Here is a 17,076-nt window from a genome sequence, read left to right as displayed (position 1 = left end):
TTAAGCTTGTTCTACGTTGCTGGTTTGAGCGGCGGCATTCACAACCTTCGCTTCAAATTCGCCACGGAAATATTTGAGTGCGCCCATAAGCGGCTCCATTGCACCCGGTGCGTGGGCACAGAAAGTTTTACCAATCCAAAGCTTACGAGTCAGTTCTTGTAAGTGATCGATATCTTCTTTCTTACCTGTGCCATCTTCCAGTGCTTTCAGCGCTTTCACAGCCCAAGGTAAGCCATCACGGCAAGGCGTACAGAAACCACATGATTCGCGTGCAAAGAATTCTTCGAGGTTACGTGTCGCTGAAACCATACATTGGGTTTCATCTACCACCATCAACAAACAAGTCCCTAAACGCGAACCTGCTTTCATGATGCTTTCCGCATCCATAGGAAGATCAATATGCTCGGCAGCCAGGAAGTCAGTCGATGCACCACCCGGTAACCATGCTTTCAGTTTTAAGCCGTCACGCATACCACCCGCATGGTCTTCAATCACTTCACGTGCTGTCGTACCAAATGGAAGCTCCCATAGACCCGGGAATTTTACCTTACCTGATGCACCATAAATCTTGGTGCCTGGATCTTTCGACTTACCCGCAGACAAGTTGATATACCATTCAGGACCACGCAGCATGATGGCTGGTAAGTTGTTGTAGGTCTCTACGTTGTTGACAATCGTAGGACGACCCCAAGCACCTGCAACTTGCGGGAATGGCGGTTTAGTGCGCGGGTTGGCACGGCGACCTTCTAGCGAGTTAATCAATGCAGTTTCTTCACCGCAGATATAACGACCCGCACCGGTATGCACGTGTAACTCGAAGTTCCAGCCTGTACCAAGGATGTTATCCCCTAAGTAACCTTTGGCACGAACTTGCTCAAGTGCTTCATTTAAGTACTGAGCAGCTTCAATGTACTCGCCACGGATAAAGATATAACCGTGTGTTGCTTCAAGCGTATAGCCTGCAATCAGCATGCCTTCGATCAATTGATGCGGAAGATCTTCCATCAACAAACGGTCTTTAAAGGTACCTGGTTCCATCTCATCGGCATTACAAATCAGGTAACGTGGACCTGAGTTGTCGTTTGGCGCCATCAAAGACCATTTGATACCTGCCGGGAAGCCTGCACCACCACGACCTTTTACAGTCGCTGCCTTAACCACTTCCAATACATCTTTAGGCGACATGGTCAGTGCTTTTTTAAAGCCTGCATAACCTTCCAGCGCTTCGTAATCATCTGCATTACGTACGTTGGCTTGTTTGCTTAAACGCCATGTTAATGGATGCGTTTCCGGGTTACCGTCGCCATAAATTGGTTTTGGTTCAGTATTCATACATACTTCTCCAACAGCTGTTTCACCGAAGTCACTTCAACCAGACCGTGCGTGTCTTCATCAATCATTAAGGTTGGACCTTTGTCACAGTTGCCCAGACAGCAAATTGGCAGCAAAGTAAAACGACCATCTGCAGTCGTTTGACCAAACTGGATGCCTAATTCGCGCTGGAATGCTTCTGCCAAAGTTTCCGCACCCATCAGGAAACACGCAATCGAATCACATAATAAAATTACGTGACGACCGACCGGCTGACGGTAAATACGGTTATAGAACGTTGCCACACCTTCAAGGTCTGCAACGCTCATGCTCAGCATTTGTGCGATGGCATTCATTTGCGCATCATCTACCCAGCCATTACGGCGTTGTACACACTTCAGCGCATCTAGACACGCTGCACGTGGGTATGGGTAGTGCCCCATGTGATGTTCGATATCGTGAATTTCGTCCGCAGTCAAAATTCCTTCAACATTCACACGTGGCTTTTTATCAGTCAAAATCATCATAATGCGTTTACCCCTTAGCGATCCACGTCAGCCATTACGACGTCAATGGTCGCTAAATAAATGATTAAGTCAGACATAAGGCTGCCGTTAATCACAGAAGGCATTTGCTGTAAATGCGTGAAGGTTGGTGTACGGATACGGGTACGGTAACTCATGGTTGACTTGTCTGAAGTCAAGTAGTAATTCGACGCGCCTTTCACCACTTCTGCCATCACAGATGCTTCACCCGCCGGCATTACAGGACCCCAAGATACGCTCAGGAAGTGCGTAATCAAGGTTTCAATATCTTGTAATGTTTTGTCTTTTGGTGGTGGAACAGCCAATGGATGGTCTGCTTTGTACGCACCAGACGGCATATTATCTAAACATTGTTTGATAATTTTCAGTGATTCTTCGATTTCACGGTAGTGAACGATGACGCGTGCATAGGCATCGCCTTCATACTCAACCGGTACTTCGAAGTCGTAATTTTCATAACCGCTATATGGGCGGTATTTACGTACGTCAAAGTCGATACCTGTAGCACGTAAACCTGTACCTGTTACACCCCAAGCCAATGCAGATTTTGCATCGTATTGCGCAACATTACGGGTACGACCCACAAACACCGAGTTTTTCAGCGCTGCAGTATGGTATTCCTTCAAACGTTTCGGCATCCAGTCCAGGATTTCACGGATCAGATGCTGCCAGTTGTTTGGAAGGTCGTGTGCAGTACCACCGATACGGAACCATGCCGGGTGCATACGGTAACCGGTGATCGCCTCAATCGCGTCATAGATTTTCTGACGATCGGCGAACATGTAGAAGACTGGCGTCATACCGCCGGCATCCTGAATCGCAGTACCAATGAACAGCAAGTGGTTATTGATACGGAACAGTTCAGACATCATCACGCGGATACATTGCGCACGGTCAGGTACAGTAATACCCGCCATTTGCTCTACGCCAAGCACGTAAGGCATGTTTTGCGCACAACCACCGAGGTAGTCGACACGGTCTGTATACGGAATGAATGAATGCCAGGTTTGACGTTCAGCCATCTTTTCCACACCGCGGTGGTGATAACCGATATCAGGCACACAGTCTTTCACTTCTTCACCGTCCAGCTGCAAGATCACACGGAACGCACCGTGCGCAGATGGATGGTTCGGACCCAAGTTCAGGAACATGAAGTCTTCATCGGCATTGCCGCGCTTCATACCCCAATCTTCAGGGACGAAGCGAAGATGTTCCTGTTCGTAGTCCTGTTTGGCTTTATCTTGCAAATATGGCGTATATTCAGTCGCACGTGCAGAATATTCTTTACGTAGCGGATGACCTTCCCAATAGGTTGGCAACAAGATACGACGGAGCATTGGATGCCCTTCGAAATTGATCCCGAACATATCGTAAGCTTCACGTTCGTACCAGTTGGCATTTGGCCAAATATTGGTTGCTGTTGGAAGATTCAAATCGCTTTCAGCTAAAGCAACTTTAATACGAATGTCAGTATTACGCTCGAGCGACAACAAGTGATAGAACACTGTGAAGTCAGACGCAGGTAAACCGTCGCGGTGCGTACGTAGACGCTCATCTACCGCTGACAAGTCGAACAACATCACGTAAGGACGTGACACTGTACGCAAGAACATTAAAACTTCTTGTACACGTGCGCGCTCAACCCAGACTGTCGGGAAATCCTCGAAAGTCGTTTGCACAAAGAAGTTCTCACCAAATTTGGTTTTGAGTTCTTCAATGATGGCAAATGCTGGGCGTGAATCAACAGACGTTGATTCTGGCATAGCAATGTCAGTTTCAGCCATTGGCTTGGCTTCCTATTTAATACAAATTCAGTCAACCTAAACGACAATTACACCCATAGCGGGTGCACAACAAAACAACCTGTCGTTTAAATTATTTAATTTCATCCATAGAGCGTAAGTTCTTCACAGCAACACGCTGGTCTTTCTTACGGTCACGTTCCGGCATCATCTTTGGCTTATACACTGGCTTAAGATCATCACCGATCACCGCAGAAAGCGGACGACGCTCTAGTTGAATCTGGTCTTGCAACAGCATTAATGCCTGAATCAAAGCTTCAGGACGTGGTGGGCAACCTGGAATATACACATCGACCGGGATGATTTTATCCACACCTTGTACGACTGAATAAATATCGTACATACCACCTGAGTTGGCACATGCACCCATTGAAATGACCCATTTTGGTTCAAGCATCTGTTCGTACAGACGCTGAATTACTGGCGCCATTTTTACGAAGCAAGTACCCGCTACAATCATTAAGTCCGCCTGACGCGGTGAAGCACGGATAACCTCGGCACCAAAACGTGACAAGTCATGCACGCCGGTCAAGGTCGTTGCATATTCTACGTAGCAGCAAGATGTACCAAAGTTAAATGGCCAAACTGAGTTTTTACGACCCCAGTTGACTGCTGTATGTACCACATCCTCTAAGCGAGTCATGAATACATTTTTATTCACTTCTTCTTCTAGCAACGGATCTTCTACAACAATACGTTCCTGAAGTGGATATTGGTCAGCATTCGGATTCGCACGGGTTAATGTATATTTCATCCCGTCTTACTCCTTATCAGATAATTGAGTTTGTGACTTTTTCACAAAACCAGATGATTGAGCCGGGATTTGACCCGTTGGATCCATCACCAATTCTTCAATCGAGTTGAAGCGCGTAATTTCTGCAAGATCCATATTTGGCGAACCAATCTTAGCTTTAATTCCTGCTGCCTTACGTCTGTCTGAAGGTGCCCAATTGAGTGCGCCTGTCGATAATTCGTAAATCAAACCAACAAGTAAAACTATGATAAAGATAGCTGCAGTTGCAAAACCAATCCAACCTACCTCACGAACAGAAACTGCCCATGCATATAGATAAAGTGCTTCTAAATCAAACACCACAAAGAAAATTGCAACTAAATAGAACTTTGCAGACAAGCGGATACGAGCTCCACCTGCGCTAACTACACCTGACTCAAACTGCTCCTGCTTGGCACGGCCCCATGATTTACCCCCGAGGAGTAATGGGACAGTCAGCATAAAGACGCATAAAAATGTAACGCCGATCACGAAGGCAATAATTGCCCATTCGTATGGAGTAATAGCACTCATGCGGGGATAACTCCTGGCAGGCCTATTTGTTAACAAAGAATGTATGTATTGGCCTTCAAATACACCAAACACAAAATTAATCCCGCCAATTGTACCTGATTTTGGATTTCACTTGCTAGTTTATAAGCCTTAGTCTTTGGGATGATTTTTTAGACATTTCAGCATTTAATTTGACTTTAATCATTCAGAATTCGTTTTAATCGTTTTCCCAAATTAAATTTTAATTATCTATTAATTTTTCTATAAAGAGCACTTCCAGAAAATAGGCTGATCGATGAGCTGCTTTTCTCGCCTACCCATTTAGATATAGTCTTTTTCACTATTGAATCCAAGTTAAATCGAATAAAAAATTATTTTAACAACTATTTTTTCTTTCAAACCAATTGATTTAACTTGATATTTAATGTGATTTTTTATATTTAACTGTTGCTTTACCCCCTGCAGCTACTTGGTAATCTTGGATTGGCAATTGTGTCTTTTTGCAACATGCTCAACAGGCTGATTCAGAATATGTTATTTCTATTTCTAAACCACATCATGACATTAATAAAGTAACAATAAGGAGTCCTTGCATGTCTCTACGCTTCTCCCATCGACCTAATTATTTTTTATTTGCTCAATTACTGGTTCGACATATAGAAAATTACATCCAGAAAAACCCCAACATAAGCCAGGCGGCTTTTGACTTACGTGACATCCATGCACTTTTTCAAGAGGACCATGCTTCTTCCAGCATCAATCTGGATGGCATTATGAATATCGCTGACGAATATAAAGTCGAAACGTTATCAGGCGACCAAAAACTGATTCAGCGTTATAACGTCGATGCGAAAAATACCAAACTGGTGATCGACTTTAACTCTGAAGCGCTACAAAGCTTAAAAGAGGGTAAATCACTCATTGAACCTGATGCGACCATTCAGGAATAAAAATCGCTCCTAATAAAAAACGATGCCGATGCATCGTTTTTTATGACTAAAATCATTTATACAATATCAAGCTAAATGATCACTCGCTTCCTCAGGCTTTTTTTCTAGCATCTTGCGCTTACTCTTCTTGACATAACGCTGTGCCGGCCAGGTCATGGTAAAACGCGCGCCACCCAGCGTCGGACTTTGATCCACCTGAATCGTACCACCAAACCAGTACGCAATCCGGCTGACAATGGATAAACCCAAACCATAACCACCCGAAGCACGGGTGCGGCTGTCATCCAGCCGGGCAAAGGCTTCAAAGACCCGGGCACGATCCACTTCCGGAATTCCCGGGCCATCATCTTCAACAGAGACATAGGCCTGACCATCCTGATCCAGACCACCACTGATCAGCACCTTATTGTCGCAATAACGCACCGCATTGCCGACCAGATTCTGAATTACGCGATGCAGATAACGGTGTTCTGCCTCAACCACCACATCAGGCATTGAATGTAGCTCAATGATTTTCTGGGTTTTTAATGCTTCAGTTTCCAGAGCTACCTGATTCAGCACTTCAAACAGATTGACCTTTTCAAACTCGATCGAAGGCATGCCCTGTTCTAGCTTGGCATAGGTCATGATCTCGTCAATCAGGGTATTCAGCGCCTCAATATCTTTATCAATCTGTTCGACCTGTTGCAGACGATAATCGTAATCATCTTCATCTGCCATCATTTCCACACCAAAACGAATCCGCGCCACTGGTGTACGAAGTTCATGCGACACCGCACGCATCAATTCACGTTGGGCTTCAATCAGGCGCTGAATATGATCAGACATATTGTTAAAGCTAGAGGCCAGCGTTGCCATTTCGTCACTTCCTTCTACAGGAAGACGCAATGACATATTACCGGTTTTCATTTTGTTTAAGGCATAGCTGACTTCACGCAACTTGCGCTGCATTGGCACCAGCAAACCATACACCCCCAGACTCAGCACAAACAGGCTCAATAAGGTAATACCAGTCGCTAACTGGAATGGCATCCAGTTAAACAATGGCACCGGTCCCATCACCAAGACTTGTGAGGTCGAACCTGGAATTGGCGAAATAATTGAAATGGTGGTGCCACGGATTGAGGCACTATCCCGATACAGGATAATACTGTGATCAAGACGCAAGCGCCCGATCTGCTCGGAATCTAAAGGTAAATTCTGGACATTTTCGATAGAAACCGGATAAGAAAAATAATCCTGAATACGAGCCAGATATTCTTTTTCCTGACCTGGATAGTAGACCAGATAGTCCAGGATAAAGACTGGTAAGGCCTTCATCTGGCGCTCAGTAATGCTGTCGGCCTTAATATAAAGGTAATGACCCGGGTCATCGCGCAGCCCAACCACAATATAGGCAATACCTGATTCGGCGTCCCAACGCACCACCGCCTTACGTTCGGCAATACGGCGTCCTTCAGCACGGGTAATGTCGACCTTGCTGGCTTCTACATAGTGAATGGGCAATTCCAGCAAATCGGAGGCATCAGAAACCCAATCCATTTTTTGCTGGAGATTTGGCTGGCGTGCAACCCCTTCACTGATGATATATGCCATACCATCAGTCAGGGATTCGCGATATTCTTGCGCACGCTGATAGTTGATAATCTGTACCAACAGATAGCCGAACACCGCCACCAAGACGACAAGGATGACGAGTCCTGCGTATATACGCAAAAATATACTGTGTTTAAACACCTATAATTTATCCTGCTTGTTCAAGCAACAAACCACATTTGCTTAAAGACCATTGGTCTCTTTAACAAAAAGATAACCTTTACTACGTACTGTTTTAATACGCTTCGGATTTTCTGGATCGTCACCGATTTTTGGACGGATACGAGAAATACGTACATCGATTGAACGGTCTTGACCATCATATTCGATACCACGTAAACGCTCGAAAATATCTTCGCGAGAGAGAATACGGCCAGCATTCGATGCAAGCAACCATAACAGATCATATTCTGCGCTGGTAAAATCAACCAGATCGCCATTTAAGGTCACTGAACGACCGCCGTTGTCGATGACCAGATCATCAAATTCGATGCGCTGTGCCACTTCATCTTCAGGTACCTTATCAGTACGGCGCAATAATGCACGAATACGTGCCAGCAATACACGCGGTTGAACAGGCTTAGCGACATAGTCATCTGCACCCATTTCCAGACCTAAAACCTGATCCATATCTTCAGTACGCGCAGTCAACATCAAAATCGGTTGATGATAATGTGGACGCACTTCACGGCAAATGGTCAAGCCATCCGCACCTGGCAACATCACATCCAGCACCACCATATCTGGCTGCTCGGCAATAATCCGACGAATGGCACGGTTACCATCCGGCTCTACCCCCACCTCAAGTCCGTTACGAATGAGGTATTCTTGCGTTAAACGGGCAAGACGCTCGTCATCTTCAACAATTAAAATCTTGGGTAACTTTTCTTCTTGGCTCATGTATTACCCCTTATTTGGTGGATCTACGCTATAGGCGTATCCTTTTGAAATCCAATAGATACGTTTTTAATATGCTTGCAATATACACACGTTTACATTGTAAACAAGATAGCGTTCACCAAACTGATACATCAAGATAGCATTTTGTAATATTTTATCGTGCATTTTTTGGACAATTATGCTTGAAACAGTGGCTTAGATCTGATTTGCGATTTACACAACTATTACATGGACAAAATATGACTGCTTGATTCAGCACTTTTTAGTTATCCACAGTGTTATCTATAAGCACTTTCTTTTGACTTTGTTATGCTATGCCTTGCCTGATAAGGCTTATACAAAAATCAATAAAAATAGCGATATTTTTACAAGGATTAAAGCACAACTTAAGAAAAATATTTAGCTAAATGTCAATATTGATCTACCCTAAATTTTCCCGTATCTTGTGTTCAATTAATTTTAAAACCACTAGGTCTTGTGTTTATTCCTCAAACACTGTGGCACGAATTTTGCCCAGTTCAAACGGTCTATAAACATAAAAATAGATGACAATGGAGCTATGCTAACATGAGCGTAATCACTTCAACTCCTGGTCAACTTCAGGTGATTAAACGCACCGGTGATGTTGCCGCTTTTGATGCAGAAAAAATTTCTGTCGCAATTGGTAAAGCGTTTTTGGCGGTTGAAGGCCAACAAAGCGCTGACTCGAGCCGGATCCATGATCGTATCGAGCAACTGACGGAAATGGTATTAAATACCTTTAAACGTCGCTTACCTTCTGGCGGAACGATTCATATTGAAGAAATTCAAGACCAAGTTGAACTTGCGCTAATGCGTACGGGCGAACAGAAAGTTGCACGCTCTTATGTCATTTACCGTGAACAACGTTCTGAAGCACGTAAACAGTTAGGTGCACATCATCACCCGACCCTGCAAATTACCGATGCTGAAGGCAAACTCAAGCCACTAGATTTAAGTGCTTTAACTGCGCATGTTACTAAAGCAGCAGAAGGCCTTGAAGGCATTGATGTACAAGCCATTGTCGATGAGACCGTGAAAAACTTGTACAACGGCGTAAAAGAGTCGGACATCTCGACCACGATGATGATGGCGACCCGTACCCGTATTGAGCAAGAGCCTAACTATACATATGTGACTGCACGTTTATTGCGTGATGACCTGGTTGCGACTGGTTTGAAATTCCTGGGCCTACCTGTAGATACAGTTGAAGGCGATGCGCTGGAAACTTACCTGAAAAAAGGGATTGAGCTTGAGCTGCTTTCTCCAGAATTATTGAACTTTGACTTGGCGAAACTGGCAGCGGCGATTCAACCGGAACGCTCTAACCAATTTACTTACCTAGGTCTGCAAACATTATTTGACCGTTACTTCATCCATTCAGATGGCGTACGTTTCGAACTTCCGCAATTGTTCTTTATGCGTGTTTCTATGGGCTTGTCGCTCAATGAAGAAAACCGTGAAGAGCGCGCGATTGAGTTCTATAACTTATTGTCTAGCTTCGACTACATGGCTTCGACGCCTACCCTGTTTAACTCAGGTACGTTACGTCCACAATTGTCTAGCTGCTACTTGACTACGATTGATGATGACCTGTATGACATTTATGGCGCGATGCGTGATAACGCAATGCTATCTAAATGGGCAGGCGGTTTAGGTAATGACTGGACACCAGTTCGTGCTTTGAACTCATACATCAAAGGTACAAATGGTAAGTCGCAAGGTGTTGTTCCGTTCCTGAAAGTGGCGAACGATACAGCTGTTGCGGTGAACCAGGGCGGCAAGCGTAAAGGTGCAGTTTGTGCATACTTAGAAACTTGGCACCTCGACATCGAAGAATTCCTTGAACTGCGTAAGAACACTGGTGATGACCGTCGTCGTACCCATGACATGAACACTGCGAACTGGGTTCCTGACCTGTTCATGCAACGTGTATTCGAAGATGCAGAATGGACTTTGTTCACCCCTTCTGAAACGCCTGATCTGCATGATTTGACTGGTGCTGAATTCGCTGAGCGTTATGCACATTACGAAGCGATTGCCAAAGAAACAAACATGTTGCACAAGAAAATCCGTGCAAAAGATTTGTGGCGCAAAATGCTGTCTATGCTGTTTGAAACAGGTCACCCGTGGATCACATTCAAAGACGTATGTAACTTACGTTCACCACAGCAACACGTTGGTGTGGTGCACTCGTCTAACCTGTGTACAGAAATTACCCTGAACACCAGCAAAGAAGAAATCGCAGTTTGTAATTTGGGTTCAATCAACCTGGTACAACACGTTCAAGGCGGTGTTCTTGATCGCGAAAAACTGGCACGCACAGTTAAAACAGCCGTTCGTATGCTCGATAACGTGATTGACATCAACTACTACGCTGTTCCGCAAGCGCGCAACTCGAACCTGAAACACCGTCCGGTTGGTATGGGTATCATGGGCTTCCAGGATGCACTGTATGAGATGAACCTGGCTTATGGTTCTGATGCTGCGGTTGAGTTTGCTGATGAATCGATGGAAGTGATTTCGTACTACGCGATTTCAACATCTAGCGATTTGGCTGTTGAACGTGGTACATACGAAACCTTCAAAGGTTCATTGTGGGATCAAGGTATCCTGCCAATCGACTCGCTTGATCTGGTTGCGAAAACTCGTCCTGAACGCATGTTCGAAGTAGACCGCACTCAACGTCTGGACTGGGATACTTTACGTGCCAAAGTTCAAAAAGACGGTATGCGTAACTCGAACGTGATGGCGATTGCACCGACTGCAACGATTTCAAACATCTGTGGCGTATCTCAATCAATTGAGCCAACGTTCCAGAACTTGTATGTGAAATCCAACCTGTCTGGCGAATTCACCGTGATTAACCCATACCTGGTACGTGCGTTGAAAGAACGTGGTCTTTGGGATGCGGTAATGGTCAATGACCTGAAACACTTCGAAGGTTCTGTTCAGAAGATTTCCCGTATTCCTGAAGAGCTTAAAGCGATCTTCGCGACTGCGTTTGAAGTTGAAACTCGCTGGATCGTGGATGCTGCATCACGTCGTCAAAAATGGATCGACCAGGCGCAGTCTCTGAACCTTTACATCGCTGGTGCAAACGGTAAGAAACTGGACATCACTTACAAGATGGCCTGGTTACGTGGTCTTAAGACAACTTATTACCTTCGTGCATTGGGTGCGACTTCTGCTGAGAAATCGACTATTAACACTGGCGCATTGAATGCAGTTAAACCTGCAACTGTTGCGGCTCCTGTTGTAGCAGCAGCTCCGGTGGTTGAAGCGCAAAAACCTGAAGCTCCTGCAGAGGAAGAAGGTTTTGCTCAAGCGGCTCCAGTGCCAATGGCATGTTCAATTGACAACCCTGATTGTGAGGCTTGCCAATAATTTAGGCTTATACAGCTACATTGAGATAATGATGATTACTAACATGACAACATGTTGTAAATCAGATATCTGAATAGTTGTATTGGTTTAGATGTCCTGATTTTCAGCATGTTTTCCACGAGAAAGCATATGAAGAAAGCAGCATCAATGCTAGGTGCATGTGTCATAGCGATTTTTGGTACAACAGGTTTGGGATTTTATTTTTATAACTCTCAAACCAATATTGATCAGAGTAAAATCACAGGCTCTAACAGTCTGAATAACTCTTCAATGAATGTTACTTATAACATTAACCATCATCACTTTTACGCCACTGAGCAGAGTAAAAAATAAATTAAAGGAAATCAGCATGCCTCATATGACTCATAACTACATGTTAGGACTTGCGGCATTGCTGATTTCCTTTGGTATTACCTTTTATTTACCGATTGCTTATTTCTGGTTCAAAGTTCGCCAGCAGCGTAAGCAAAATAAGTAGTGGGGATCATTGCTCCTGTATAAAACTAGAGCATTCATCGACAAAACTTAATTTTGCTTACACAAATTAAGCGTATAGTAAGACATCTCAGCCAAGCTGAATGTCTCATAAAAGATATAAAGCAACGTAGAGAGAATTGATATGTCTATCCTAAGTTGGGACGATTTCGAAGATGATTCGCAAAAACCGGCTGCACCTGAACAGCAGCCTGCGCCCGTCGAGCCGCAAAAAGCGACTAATTCACAGATGGTATCTGATGCAGGCAACGCATCGCCGGATGTGGCAGCTGCACAACCCCTTAGAGCCACTCAAAACCGAGGATCAAATCCAACCGATTCGCTGGCAAGAGCATCTGCTTCCCTAGAGCAACTTGATGTTGCACCGGGCCTGGAAGAGCTTGAAATGGGTGCGCAACGTGTACAGGTTGATGATAAGGCGATGATCAACTGTCGTGCAGACTTGAACCAGCTTGTTCCATTCAAATACGAATGGGCTTGGCAGAAGTATCTGGACGGATGTGCAAACCACTGGATGCCGCAAGAAGTCAACATGAACCACGACATTGCGTTGTGGAAGTCTGAAAATGGCTTGACTGAAGATGAACGTACCATCGTGATGCGTTCACTTGGTTTCTTCTCGACTGCCGATTCACTGGTTGCAAACAATCTGGTATTGGCGATTTACCGTCACATTACCAACCCTGAATGCCGTCAGTACATCTTGCGTCAGGCGTTTGAAGAAGCGATTCACACGCATGCTTACCAGTACTGTATCGAGTCGCTAGGCATGGATGAAGGCGAAGTCTTCAACATGTACCGCGAAGTACCGTCAGTTGCACGTAAAGCGGCGTGGGGCCTGAAATATACCCAGTCTTTAAGTGATCCTACTTTCAAAACTGGTACACCTGAAAATGACCAGATCCTGCTTCGCAACCTGATCGCATTCTACTGTGTCCTTGAAGGTATCTTCTTCTATTGCGGTTTCAGCCAGATCCTGTCGATGGGCCGTCGTAACAAGATGAATGGTGTTGCAGAGCAGTTCCAGTACATTCTGCGTGATGAGTCAATGCACCTGAACTTTGGTATCGATATGATCAACCAGATCAAGATCGAAAACCCGGGTCTATGGACCACTGAATTCCAGGAAGAAATCATTCAGATGATTCTTGAAGGTACGATGCTGGAAATCGAATATGCACGTGACACTATGCCACGCGGTGTACTCGGCATGAATGCTGGCATGATGGAAGAATACCTGAAGTTTATTGCCAACCGTCGTCTGGCGCAGTTAGGCTTGCCTGAACAGTTTGCTGGTGTGAACAACCCGTTCCAGTGGATGTCAGAGATGATGGACTTGCGTAAAGAGAAGAATTTCTTCGAGACGCGCGTAACAGATTACCAAACTGGCGGTGCGTTAAGCTGGTAAGGTTTAGCTTAAAACGCTGAATGACAGATAATGTGAGATTTTTGACACATATTTCGAGATTGTTACAAACTTAATCAACTATGCTAAAGCAAAAAAAATAGAGCCTAATGGCTCTATTTTTTTACTACTTAATTGGAGGCGATAACTTTCGAAATTTCGATATCGTAAAGCCTTCAGGTAATGGTTTAAATTTGTCGCCTTCTTGGGTCCAGCGTGTTGACCTACTTTGAAAAGCTCTTAGTTCTTTAATATCAATTGTAGCTGCAACAACAAAATCATTTTCACCACCTCTTACTCTTGCTAAATCTCGATTAAAGGATTGTTTAGCTGGCACACGAATTCGACTATCACCATATGATCTATTATTTACAAGAATTGTATAAGCATGAACATCAAGAGCTGCTGACTCTATTAATGTAGAAAATGTTTCTAAATCTTGATTCCAACTAAGTACTGAAAGAGCATCAACCTTTCCTTGGAAACTTATTCTTGATTTGCTATTTTGCAATTCAGAACAAACCATAACTCCAAAATGAAAATTATTATGTATGTATATTGGCTTTTTTAGAACTTTAAATTGATCTTTTTCAGTCTTATACTTCGTTCTAGCAAAATCCCACGCTTTTCCGTACACACTAGTTAACTCTTTGTCTTCACCTACAGCTGGTTCAAGCTTAGGTTGCCAAATCTTAGCAAATGCATAATGCCCTAAACGGTTATCAGATAATATTAATAAAGCTTCACTTATTAACTTATTGCTTGCAGTATGTCTATATTCAGTTCCAGCAATAATACTTATTCCAGCAGCACACAACCTAGAGGAGATACTATCAACCCACTCTAAAGGAATAGATAATTCTGGAAAAAATACATAGTCAGGTCTAGGGTTTAGCCTCAAAATATCATTCACTAAATCAGATATTCTCTTATATCTATCTAAACTTAAATTAGGTTTATTCGCTGCTGTATGAGTCCAATCCTTTTGAGATGTTTTTAGATTAGTTAAGGCCACTATAACTTTATCTTTACTATCAGTTCCTAATCTTAAAGACCTTGAACAATTGAGCTTATCATTATTATCATTAGCGATAGCTAACAAAGTAGGTTTTACCCATACACCACGTACTGCTTGGCAATACCTAGCCCATATTTTAGTAGGCGAAGTGTTACAAAACTTCTTATTATTTTGAGGCAAACCCACACACTCAGGTGCCAATTCAGAGATTTCTGCTGTTGAATATGGTCTTGTAGGAAATAAGTAGGGTAAAAATATTTCAAAACTATATTTATTAGAATAGTTTTCCTTATTGAATCTCTTTGGGAATGACGATTTTAAGAATAATCTCAAGGAATCAGTAGAAATCAGCTCTGTTTCCAAGAAACGTCTAATAAGCTTTTCGTTTCGTCTTTTATTTTCTTTATCCAATAGTTTATTACTTATATTTAAAGCTAAAATTTGTTTATAAGGTGTTTTACCCAAGTCAGAGTTTAAAACTAATAATGCTTTTTCTTTAAAGTTTGTGATACTCAAATCAGTATTAAGTAAATCACTAATTGAATCGATATTTTCAAATAAACCACGGAAAAATATATCTTCTAAACTTTTTTGCTTTGGTTCTTTATCTTCAAAAAGGTCTTTCGGATCATAGTATTTTGTTGCAGCATCTATAAATAGTATTGTTAATGAATGTTTGATTTCTTGCCAAATATCTTCATGAAGATCACATTTTGAACCATTAACTTCTCCATAAAATTTTGCTCTATCTTGATCAAAAATTGCTGCTTTAAGAAGATCTAATGATTGATATGCTCTTAATACAATTAATTCTGCTTGATGCCATTCATTCAAACCGATAGCAAATCCGAGCAAACGAGGTAAATATGAAAAATGCTCAAATATACTATCAGGTCTTAAAATATGATTATGAGCAAATTGGTAAAACTCATCTCTTTGTTTTTTCCACACCTTAGAAGGTAAATCACGAGCAAGTGTCTCAACATGCCTTAATTGCAATGCCCAACTTAATCTTCTTATCGTTAATCCATCTGCTCTCCGTAAAGTATCAGCATTTTCACCTACACTTCCAGCTGCTGAAAGCACCTTCGCAGCTGTTGACTGATCTAGTTGATCAGGTGAAGGCATCAAACGATGTTCACTCGAAAGCTCATAAATGTCTTTTTCAATACTATCTAATAAATCTAACCCTGTTCGTCCTTCTAAAAGAAATAGCTTTTGTTTATCAGATTGCAATTGTATTAAGGTTGAGTCATTCTTAGAGTTAGGTTGATTAATCAACCATTTTTTTGGGTCCTTATCATCTGGTTTTAGTATCTCATCTCCAATTCTTTCTTGTAAGAATTTCATTAAGTCATCACTATTACTTATATTCCCAGCATCTTTTAATACTAAAAACATATCATCTACATAACGACCATAATGAATTGGAGTAAGTTTTTCTTTAATTAATTTATCCCAACGGTGCAAAATCATATTAGAGATAATTCTGCTTGCAGTTAAGCCTATTGCTAAGCCACCTGATATCTCACATTCAACGGAGATTTTTTTTGAAAATACAACAGCCTGTTTTGCCCATTCTTCTAAAAAATTAGCTAATTGCTTAGTAAATAAAAGCTCATGCTCACTAAGAGTAAGATCAAATGTTTTATGCAAATTTTCAGAAACAATGATTTTTGGATCAATGTAGTGGTAATAACTTTTTAAGTCCAAAGATACTGCTATAACACTTTTATCTTTTTCTAATTCATCTCGTATAGCATTTAACCCATCATTTCGCCATTTTTGATAAGGCTGAAAGTACGGTGTAAATGATCCTATTGCACTGATATGGAAAGGTTTTCTCATATTTAAAGAAAACTCTTCATCATTTTCTATACGTTTTAGTCGTGCCCCATAGCAAGACTCAGTTAATCGTTCATCAAACTGCTCTCCAACCATATTAATCCAGAGGGCTGAAATAATATGTGTTTCTACGGGGAAATCGCCAATGATACGAAATGATGGACTTATCTCATTTTCACCAAATAACTTATTTAAATTTTTTTTTGGATCTGAAAAATGTACATGACTAATGCTATTGGTATCAGACTTCTTATTTATTATTAATTTTTTAGGGACAACTCGATATTGCCCTAAGAATTTCTCATTCTCAAAAAAACCATTATCTTTTTTTAATTTTTCCAAAAGTTTTCTTAAATTAGGTAATAATTTTTGTTCATACTCTGCAAATTTTACTGCTGTGGGGAAAGTATTCTCAAAAAAACAATCTGCTTTAGCTTTTCTATAAGCTACGAGTAAATCCTTTAATTTAAGATCTTCCCATCCTGTAAAAACCGCCTGATACGACATAAATCCCCCTTG

The 17,076-nt window shown here is 42.3% G+C and carries 13 protein-coding genes; 5 read left to right on the top strand and 8 right to left on the bottom strand.

The genetic code is table 11. From position 1 onward, the window contains the following. The 5 genes from nuoF to ndhC all read right to left on the bottom strand — a co-directional run bounded on the left by nuoF (position 1) and on the right by ndhC (position 4,964). The gene (gene nuoF / locus PYW33_RS03320; RefSeq protein WP_004280774.1) at positions 1 to 1,332 is read right to left on the bottom strand and encodes an NADH-quinone oxidoreductase subunit NuoF; all 1,332 of its coding nucleotides are present in this window, start codon (positions 1,330 to 1,332) and stop codon (positions 1 to 3) included. Beyond that, a complete protein-coding gene (nuoE, locus tag PYW33_RS03315; RefSeq protein ID WP_004280775.1) occupies positions 1,329 to 1,838 on the bottom strand; it encodes an NADH-quinone oxidoreductase subunit NuoE in 510 nt (169 codons plus the stop codon). The genes nuoF and nuoE overlap by 4 nt, the downstream gene beginning before the upstream one ends. A 14-nt stretch (positions 1,839 to 1,852) precedes the next feature. After that, on the bottom strand, positions 1,853 to 3,640 hold the full coding sequence (gene nuoC / locus PYW33_RS03310; RefSeq protein ID WP_004280776.1) for an NADH-quinone oxidoreductase subunit C/D: 1,788 nt from the start codon (positions 3,638 to 3,640) through the stop codon (positions 1,853 to 1,855). 91 nt (positions 3,641 to 3,731) lie between these two features. After that, positions 3,732 to 4,412, bottom strand: coding sequence for a NuoB/complex I 20 kDa subunit family protein (locus PYW33_RS03305; RefSeq protein ID WP_004280778.1), 681 nt, complete (start codon positions 4,410 to 4,412; stop codon positions 3,732 to 3,734). 6 nt (positions 4,413 to 4,418) lie between these two features. Next, positions 4,419 to 4,964, bottom strand: coding sequence for an NADH-quinone oxidoreductase subunit A (gene ndhC, locus PYW33_RS03300; protein WP_004280779.1), 546 nt, complete (start codon positions 4,962 to 4,964; stop codon positions 4,419 to 4,421). Between the two features lie 572 nt (positions 4,965 to 5,536). Between ndhC and PYW33_RS03295 the strand changes: the two genes are divergently transcribed. Further along, positions 5,537 to 5,893, top strand: coding sequence for a hypothetical protein (locus tag PYW33_RS03295; protein ID WP_004645876.1), 357 nt, complete (start codon positions 5,537 to 5,539; stop codon positions 5,891 to 5,893). A 66-nt stretch (positions 5,894 to 5,959) separates the two neighbouring features. On the opposite strand, the gene bfmS is transcribed toward PYW33_RS03295, so the two are convergent. Further along, complete coding sequence (gene bfmS, locus PYW33_RS03290) at positions 5,960 to 7,630, bottom strand: sensor histidine kinase BfmS (RefSeq protein ID WP_023278689.1); 1,671 nt, start codon at positions 7,628 to 7,630, stop codon at positions 5,960 to 5,962. 42 nt (positions 7,631 to 7,672) lie between these two features. Further along, positions 7,673 to 8,389 (bottom strand): response regulator transcription factor BfmR, encoded by a 717-nt coding sequence (gene bfmR / locus PYW33_RS03285; protein ID WP_004280782.1) that lies wholly within the window; start codon positions 8,387 to 8,389, stop codon positions 7,673 to 7,675. A gap of 567 nt (positions 8,390 to 8,956) precedes the next feature. Between bfmR and PYW33_RS03280 the strand changes: the two genes are divergently transcribed. The 4 genes from PYW33_RS03280 (at position 8,957) to PYW33_RS03265 (ending at position 13,697) form a co-directional block, all read left to right on the top strand. Continuing rightward, positions 8,957 to 11,794, top strand: coding sequence for a ribonucleoside-diphosphate reductase subunit alpha (locus tag PYW33_RS03280; RefSeq protein WP_004645878.1), 2,838 nt, complete (start codon positions 8,957 to 8,959; stop codon positions 11,792 to 11,794). Positions 11,795 to 11,923: 129 nt separating this feature from the next. After that, positions 11,924 to 12,127 (top strand): hypothetical protein, encoded by a 204-nt coding sequence (locus PYW33_RS03275; RefSeq protein ID WP_004645880.1) that lies wholly within the window; start codon positions 11,924 to 11,926, stop codon positions 12,125 to 12,127. 16 nt (positions 12,128 to 12,143) lie between these two features. Next, positions 12,144 to 12,272 carry a hypothetical protein gene (locus PYW33_RS03270; protein ID WP_004645881.1) on the top strand — a complete coding sequence of 43 codons (129 nt, stop codon included), beginning with the start codon at positions 12,144 to 12,146 and terminating at the stop codon, positions 12,270 to 12,272. Between the two features lie 141 nt (positions 12,273 to 12,413). Continuing rightward, on the top strand, positions 12,414 to 13,697 hold the full coding sequence (locus PYW33_RS03265; protein WP_004645882.1) for a ribonucleotide-diphosphate reductase subunit beta: 1,284 nt from the start codon (positions 12,414 to 12,416) through the stop codon (positions 13,695 to 13,697). Positions 13,698 to 13,821: 124 nt separating this feature from the next. On the opposite strand, the gene PYW33_RS03260 is transcribed toward PYW33_RS03265, so the two are convergent. Then, the gene (locus PYW33_RS03260) at positions 13,822 to 17,064 is read right to left on the bottom strand and encodes an RNA-directed DNA polymerase (protein WP_004645883.1); all 3,243 of its coding nucleotides are present in this window, start codon (positions 17,062 to 17,064) and stop codon (positions 13,822 to 13,824) included. Positions 17,065 to 17,076: the final 12 nt, after the last annotated feature.

Source organism: Acinetobacter lwoffii (assembly GCF_029024105.1).
Classification (GTDB): Bacteria; Pseudomonadota; Gammaproteobacteria; order Pseudomonadales; family Moraxellaceae; genus Acinetobacter; species Acinetobacter lwoffii.
The sequence above is the reverse complement of the archived record's forward strand: the minus strand, read 5'-3'. Positions and strand labels throughout refer to the sequence as shown.

What these genes read in the sequence shown, in the direction of transcription:
- nuoC (WP_004280776.1), bottom strand. Translation starts at nt 3,640, where the DNA reads ATGGCTGAAACTGACATTGCTATGCCAGAATCAACGTCTGTTGATTCA.
- PYW33_RS03270 (WP_004645881.1), top strand. Translation starts at nt 12,144, where the DNA reads ATGCCTCATATGACTCATAACTACATGTTAGGACTTGCGGCATTGCTG.
- PYW33_RS03265 (WP_004645882.1), top strand. Translation starts at nt 12,414, where the DNA reads ATGTCTATCCTAAGTTGGGACGATTTCGAAGATGATTCGCAAAAACCG.
- PYW33_RS03260 (WP_004645883.1), bottom strand. Translation starts at nt 17,064, where the DNA reads ATGTCGTATCAGGCGGTTTTTACAGGATGGGAAGATCTTAAATTAAAG.
- PYW33_RS03275 (WP_004645880.1), top strand. Translation starts at nt 11,924, where the DNA reads ATGAAGAAAGCAGCATCAATGCTAGGTGCATGTGTCATAGCGATTTTT.
- ndhC (WP_004280779.1), bottom strand. Translation starts at nt 4,964, where the DNA reads ATGAGTGCTATTACTCCATACGAATGGGCAATTATTGCCTTCGTGATC.
- PYW33_RS03280 (WP_004645878.1), top strand. Translation starts at nt 8,957, where the DNA reads ATGAGCGTAATCACTTCAACTCCTGGTCAACTTCAGGTGATTAAACGC.
- bfmR (WP_004280782.1), bottom strand. Translation starts at nt 8,389, where the DNA reads ATGAGCCAAGAAGAAAAGTTACCCAAGATTTTAATTGTTGAAGATGAC.
- PYW33_RS03305 (WP_004280778.1), bottom strand. Translation starts at nt 4,412, where the DNA reads ATGAAATATACATTAACCCGTGCGAATCCGAATGCTGACCAATATCCA.
- PYW33_RS03295 (WP_004645876.1), top strand. Translation starts at nt 5,537, where the DNA reads ATGTCTCTACGCTTCTCCCATCGACCTAATTATTTTTTATTTGCTCAA.
- nuoF (WP_004280774.1), bottom strand. Translation starts at nt 1,332, where the DNA reads ATGAATACTGAACCAAAACCAATTTATGGCGACGGTAACCCGGAAACG.
- nuoE (WP_004280775.1), bottom strand. Translation starts at nt 1,838, where the DNA reads ATGATGATTTTGACTGATAAAAAGCCACGTGTGAATGTTGAAGGAATT.